Source organism: Bacillus sp. N1(2025) (assembly GCF_053470005.1).
Genome location: NZ_JBLTJB010000002.1, coordinates 563,619 through 570,742, shown reverse-complemented (window position 1 = coordinate 570,742; position 7,124 = coordinate 563,619). Strand labels below are relative to the sequence as shown.

General features: G+C 37.0%; 4 protein-coding genes. All 4 read right to left on the bottom strand.

Features of this window, described 5'->3' with window-relative positions; all coding sequences use genetic code 11:
- Window positions 1-3,238 (bottom strand): AMP-binding protein (locus ACNFN4_RS07755; protein WP_353771499.1); only part of this gene is annotated, 3,238 nt, incomplete at its 3' end.
- Window positions 3,239-3,744: 506 nt separating this feature from the next.
- The gene (locus ACNFN4_RS07750) at window positions 3,745-4,440 is read right to left on the bottom strand and encodes an SDR family oxidoreductase (RefSeq protein ID WP_021494086.1); all 696 of its coding nucleotides are present in this window, start codon (window positions 4,438-4,440) and stop codon (window positions 3,745-3,747) included.
- Window positions 4,441-4,729: 289 nt separating this feature from the next.
- The gene (locus tag ACNFN4_RS07745) at window positions 4,730-5,056 is read right to left on the bottom strand and encodes a hypothetical protein (protein WP_142396137.1); all 327 of its coding nucleotides are present in this window, start codon (window positions 5,054-5,056) and stop codon (window positions 4,730-4,732) included.
- An 848-nt stretch (window positions 5,057-5,904) separates the two neighbouring features.
- Window positions 5,905-7,095, bottom strand: a complete 1,191-nt coding sequence (locus tag ACNFN4_RS07740; protein ID WP_022553861.1) for a S1C family serine protease — start codon at window positions 7,093-7,095, stop codon at window positions 5,905-5,907.
- Between the last annotated feature and the right edge of the window lie 29 nt (window positions 7,096-7,124).

Genomic DNA, 7,124 nt, shown 5'->3' with positions numbered 1-7,124 from the left:
TGATCATATCTTCATCAAACAGATCCTTCGCATAATCCCAAGTCATCATTAATTGTCCGTCTCTTTCCGTGACTTGGAAATCTAAAAATACTTGAGGGGTCTGGCTTATTCCGTATTTTATTTTTCCTAATTTTGGCAGAACATCTGTAAATTCCGATTTATCGAATAACATACTAGTAAATACAATTGGCATAATCGCTTTACTAGTCATTTCTCTCTTACTTGCAATATTTCGTATAACATCAACACCACTATAAAAACGATGGTCTACTGCTTCAAATAATATATCTTGAACCATAGATGCTCTCTCCCAAAAAGCACTATGAACAGACAAATCAATATCTAACAGTAAAACTGATGTGAAATCTCCAATTAACTTCATTACGTCTGGATGAAAGGACTGCCGATTAAATAAAGTTAAATTAAGTGCCATTCTGGATTGATTGCTCCATTTGCCCAAAACTTCCGCATAAATTGTACATAAGAATACAGATGGTGTTACACCATACTGAGCTGCTAAGCCTTTCACAACATTCCATTCATGAGTTGTCAGACTCTTCTCCATGCGCTGAAATATTGGTCTCTCTATGAATTCTGGCTCACAAACTAATGGTAGCTGAGGTGCATAGGGAAAATCCTCTATTTTGGCTTGCCAATAGTCTTGAGCTTTTTGATAGGCGGAAGATTCACGAAAGCTCTCCAATGCCCTTACATAATCTGAAAATTGAAAGGTTAAAGGTTCAATCTCCATATTCGGTTTCTCATAATAATCCATTATCTCTTGTATTAAAATTAATAAACTGCCTCCATCAGCAATTAATAAGTCAATATCCAGGAAGAGATAATTTTTCTTCTCGCCAAGAATAAATGCAGACAACTCAAATAATGGCCAATGATCTTGTTGAAAAACAAAATGTGACCTGTGATTTCTTTTTTCCAATATACGTTTTTGTTGATCCTCTAAAGACAAGTCTTGTAAATCTTCAATACAAATATCATAAGAAGAATTAGAACGCCGAACTTTTTGCATTCCTGTATCATCAAAAATAGTACGCAGCATAAGCTGACGCTCTAAAACTCGATTCAATGCATCGTTTAAGCGTTTAATATCTAATTCTGTTTCAAACTCATAATAGGCATGTGTGGAGATGTTGCCCATTTCCATAATATTTTGTCTTCCAACTAAATAGGCTCCTTGTATTTCTGTTACCGGAAATGGCTCATACCACATGTCTTTATTCCCTGTTAATTCAGATGTTTGGACATCCTCTACCTGTAGTTGTTCCCCTACAATCGTAATTATTTGTTCTAGAGTAGACATTTTGAAAAGGCTTACAATGGGGATTTCAACTTGAAATCGTTGATTGATTTCATCCTGGAAACGAATCAACGTTAACGAACTAACTCCCATCCGAGAAATCGTATCGTCTACTTTCAAAGAAGGGATAGAGAATACTTCTTTTGCAATTTCAACGATTTGATTTTCAATCTCCGCTTTGTTCCATGCTGGCTTCTTTGCAGATTCCTTGCTACTCTCATAATAATATGGAGCTATTGCGATAACATCATCAAACTCATGATTCTCAAATCGCTCTATTAAAAGAAAACGTTGCACCTTTCCACTTGTTGTTTTCGGTATCGTTTTTATTGGAATTACATAATCTGCAGCTATTCCAACCCGTTCTAATACCATATCCTGCACTTGATGGGCAAGTGGCAAAAATGCCTTGGCATCTTTTCGATTATGTACAAATACTATAATTTCATCCCTGATCGATGACGGATTGCGAACACCACACACAACGACTTGAGACAACTCTGGGATCGCCAATGTTAACATATTTTCTATATCGCTAGCATAATAATTCTGACCATTTACAAACAGAATATCCTTCTTTCTGCCCATTACAATGAGTTCTCCATTGCGTAAAAGTCCTAAATCTCCTGTACAGAAGAAGCCCTGTTCATTAAAAGGGGAACTATCATGATTCATATATCCCTCAAATACATTTTTCCCCTTGATCACTATATTGCCTATGTAATTTTCCCCTAAGATGTGGTCTTCATCATCTACAATCAATATTTCTAATTCATATAATGGTTCTCCTACTATGGCAAACTCTGCTGCATTTGGCTCCTTCGTTTCTATATACTCCACTTCTTGACCAATACGAGCTTTATGACGGTTAATACATACACTTCTATTATGTCCTTCTTCAGGAATAGTAACAGCCAGACTAGCTTCTGCCATACCATAGACTTGATGGATCGTATTTTCACGCAAGCCAGAAGACGAGAATTTTTCATAAAATCGTCTAATGGTATCCATTGATATTGGTTCTGCACCACACATTATGTTTCGCACACTAGATAAATCAATATTTTCTAAATGTGAATCCTTTACAGTCTTTATCATCCAGTCTAATCCAAAATTCGGACTTACAAGCACCGTTGCTTTTAATTGCGCACATTTTTGAAGATATAGCCAAGATTTCTTTAAAAATGTACCCGAATTTAGAAGGGAATGAGATATACCCGCAAATATCGGAGTTAAATGATAACCGATCAAGCCCATATCATGTGTCAATGGTAACCAACTAGCCATGACATCATTTGTGTCTAGTTTCAAACGATCTACTATCTGTGCCAAATTATAAACTAGATTTTCATGTGTTAATTTTACTCCTTTAGGGTTACCTGTGCTGCCAGACGAATATTGTATATACGCTAAGTCCTGACAATCTACTGTAACGCATTGCCCCTCTTCCATATTACATGCTAAGGTTTCATACTCTAAGTATTTCAAATTATTGGCTTCATAACTTTCTCTAAACGTATTTAAATTTCTTTCATCAGTAATTATCCACGCATTCGGCAACTGCTTACTTACTTTCACTAACTTCTTGAAAGCTTCAGTGTCAGGCGATGCAATTAGCGGTACAGACAGAGGAACGGGGATCATGCCTCCTAAAATACAACCCCAAAACAACCTTATAAAGAATAAATTATTGTTTGTCTGAAAGATAATATAAGAGCCCTTCTGAAATCCCTGCTTTTGTAGTGCCCCTAAGATGGATTTGGCATTAAAATAAAGACTTTCATAAGACTCAAACAATTCAGAGCCATCGGATTGAGTAAAGTAAACTCCCCTTGATTTCTCGTTAGCATAAATTCCAAGTAATTGATCAAGTGTTATATTAACTCCATCCTCTAATACTGATTTTGTATAGGGTTTCATATTGCACCTCTTAAAAAGTTATTGTTTTTATGCTGCGATATTATCTTTGTTACAATTGATGCAACGTCTTGATCTTGCCTCTTTAATATTAAAATTTATGTTGAGAATTATTTATGTATATTGGCTTCTATAATTCTATTATATTATATTTAAGGATTATATCAACAAAATTCTTAAAATTTTTCCAGCTCAAAGGTCGTGGTTTAAACCCACCGCCCTTAGCCTTCGGTTTGGATAGTAATAATCAGAATCACTTAAAAAAACACTCAATAATGCCCCCGTTGTCAAGACACGATTTTTTGAGGAAAAAGTTATGTCCTTCTTATCATGTCATGTAGCATTTCAGGATGCGATCTGTTCTCAATATATCATTTTTTTACATTTTCCAATTTAATAGCGTGCAGAAAGGCAAACAGCCTCTGCACGCTTGTGTATAAATCTTAAATTTCAACTTATATCTTATATCATACAGCAGTCATTTTCTTGATCATCCAGACGGTGCTACATCAAATGCTCATCGGTTTCCCTTGATAGTCAACGAAAACAAATTCACTATCGATACGAACTTGTCGATTAATGAGATTATAAATATCTTCTGCTGTTTCTTTTGGATGTGTCGGGGCTATCATTCCTCCCATATCCGTCCTTACCCACCCTGGATGGACGGAAAGGACTTGAATGCCTTCATTCTTTAATGCTACATGGAGCTTCTCGGACAACATATTTAAGGCAGCTTTCGACAATCCATAAGGATAATCACCACTATATGCATTTGTTAGACTACCACCTTCTGACGAGATGTTGATAATGGATTGATTCTCACCCTTTTTCAGCAAAGGTAGAAAATGTTTAATCACACGGGCTGGTCCTAACGTGTTGACATCAAATGCTAGTTTGATAGCCTCTATATCAAGATCCTCAATAGACGTACCCCTTCCATTAAGAATGGCAGCATTATTGATAATCACATCAAGACTTTCACCTACATTACGAGCTGCTTCACGAACAGATTCCTCGTCTGTGACATCTAAATGAAGAATTTCTAACTGGTTGCTATTTTTCTCTTTTAATTTGGTTAATTGAGTCCTTTTTTGTTCATTCGGATCTCTGACTCCAGCAAAAACTCGGTACCCTTTTTCTAATCCAACTTCGACAAATCCAAGCCCTAAGCCCCTATTTGCCCCAGTAATTAATATATCCACCATAATCCTCCCAGATTTTTTTTAATAGTTACTTCATTTTGCATTGAAAAATCAACAATTGGCCTCTTCTCTTTATTATACCCTCCTATCCTTAACCAAATTGTAATCATTAAATTAAGTAATTCTACAAATTTAAGGTTCCATATCGCATCTATTTGAGTATCAAAGGTTTTAATTTCATAATATAAATTATAAAAAAAATGAACAAAACTAATACAACCCTCTTCTACCTTTACATGATCTAACAATTTCAGTTCAAATCCACAGTTACATTTTTTTAATGTTTTTCTTATCGGAGATATCTTACTGTTACATCTTGGGCATTCATTAACCAAATACAAATTATGTATGGGACAAATAACATTAACTGTATAGTTCCAAATTTTAATTGTGGATTTTCTTTCATTCCTCTTTCCCATAATTCTCTAGGCGTAGCCCCTCTTCTAGAATCGTAAGAATTTGCAATTAAATCTAAAAGTTCTATATGTAGCATATATATAAACCCTTGCATAGTAATACACGCTTTTCCTTCTGAATCATATTGTCCCCGTTCAAGAGGATTTGAAAAAGTCGTTCCTTTTAAGCTATATCCCTTTCTTATATCATCCTCAGTCATAATTGAATATATCCAATCTTGTTGTTCACAGTACATCTTTCCTACCTCAAACTTAACGCCAAAATTATAGGGTTAAGACAATCAGTAATTTCAAGTTGGATAAAAAGAGGATTTTTAATAGGAAATGGTGATTCAGGAGGGAAAAGGTTTGCATTAGAAGATATACAGATGTTTCAAAAAAATATATTACTCTAAAAGAAATTGCGGAAAAGCATAATACCATCTCTGTGTATATGATGAAAAAATTAAAGTGGGATGGGAATTGAGCCGATTTCAGGTATTGAGATTGATGGGAGCGAAGGATATCTTTATAAAAGTGAAGATGTAATGGTGATATTATAACCTACCAGTTACGTATTTTGGTAAACATGTAATAGGTAGGTGTTTTACGTTTGTAATTGAATTTTAAAAGTGGTATTTGTGGACTTGAATGTCTTTTAATACATTAATGGGGAAAAGTATTTTATTTCCATCATTGAACTTTGGACCAGAAATAGAATGGATTTTTCCAGTATAATTTTTCTCATAGAATGCTTTTTAAATCATTAGAATTTTTCGCAACATGGATTCCTCAAATATTGCCATAGTATATATCAAACTAGAATTTTCATAACCATTATAATCAGTTATTCTTAATATATATCCTGCTAAAGATTCATCTTCTAAAGGTTTTGGAGTTAGCAATAACCTTTCCAATAAGCCATACCTCTCCTTCATTTATTTTTTTATTATTTCAAAATAAAACAGCTAAGAAAATATAATTTTCTTAGCTGTTTTACTTTCTAGCTGATTTTGAAATCTAGTTTAGGAGTTCTTGAAACTATTCCGAATAATTATGAAAAATCACATTATAATGCTGTCATTTCTTCGTGCTCGTGTTCATCCTGCACGAATAAAATACCTAATTCATGATGTTCGCCTTCATAGGACGCGCGCTGATCAAACCGGATCTCACCGTTCAGGCCGATGATCTCCAATTTTACAAATGCGCGGTTTTTTTGAAGTGCTTCATAAAAATCCGATACATGCTTCACGGGGATGCCGTTTACCTTCGTAATAATCTCACCGATCTTCAGCTCAAGATCGTCCGCGGGTGTGTTCGGAATGATGCCGAGCACCATTAAGCCCTGATCCCGCTTAGAGAAATAAAACGGAGCCGCGTTATCGTTCAGCCGCTGTCTCAATGATAAAAACAGGCGTCCGAGCACCGCAATACAAGCGGCAGCTCCGGCAAGCGGAGTCCACCAAAGGGCCGCTGCCCCGAATACGGCCACGATAATCCCGAGAATCATGACACGTTTCGCCGTTATCCTTATGCTGACTTCCGGAAGTGACCCCTGCACACGCTGTCCGAAGCCGGCGATATAAGGAATCCAGATCAAATGGAAAGAGCCGCCCGGCACGGTAAAGACAGGCCACCAGGAAAGGTGTGACTCAAGCCCGCTGCCCGGCACCAATAAGAAAAGCGGAAACAGCCATGCGCGATTCGCCAATTGTCGGCCGATGGGCAGGCCTCTGCTGCTGACGACAAGCGCCGGAGATGTTTTCAGATGCGCTGAACGGCAGGCAGCCGCTCCCTCCGTGATAATCAAAAGGCCCATAAACACGGCCGCCGATGCCCAATTCACGCCGAATGCCTGCGGAAACCGATCCGCAAACGGCACTGTGTGGGTATACTGAAGGATAAACGCAATGAACATGCCGGCGCTGACAATATAAGCTGAGGACAGCCAATTCATACGGAACGTCAGCGAAGCCAAAGCCGTCACAGCCGCGATTATGCCGAGAAGACCGAATGGAATCGAAATTCCCAGTCCAAAAAATAATATGGAGAGAAGAATACCCGGTATAAGTCCTTTTATGTATGTAAAGATAAGCTCGTCATACATATCCGCGATTTTTGTATGAAACGTATGGCGTTCACGTTTGATCCGCAAATATCCGCATGCGAGACTTATGATGATAAAAAACCAGAACATCGGGTGCAAAAAAAACAGACCGATACTTTTCAGAAGTTCAATTCCCCATTGAACAGACACTGCTTTCACCGCCTCAAGCCAAACATTTT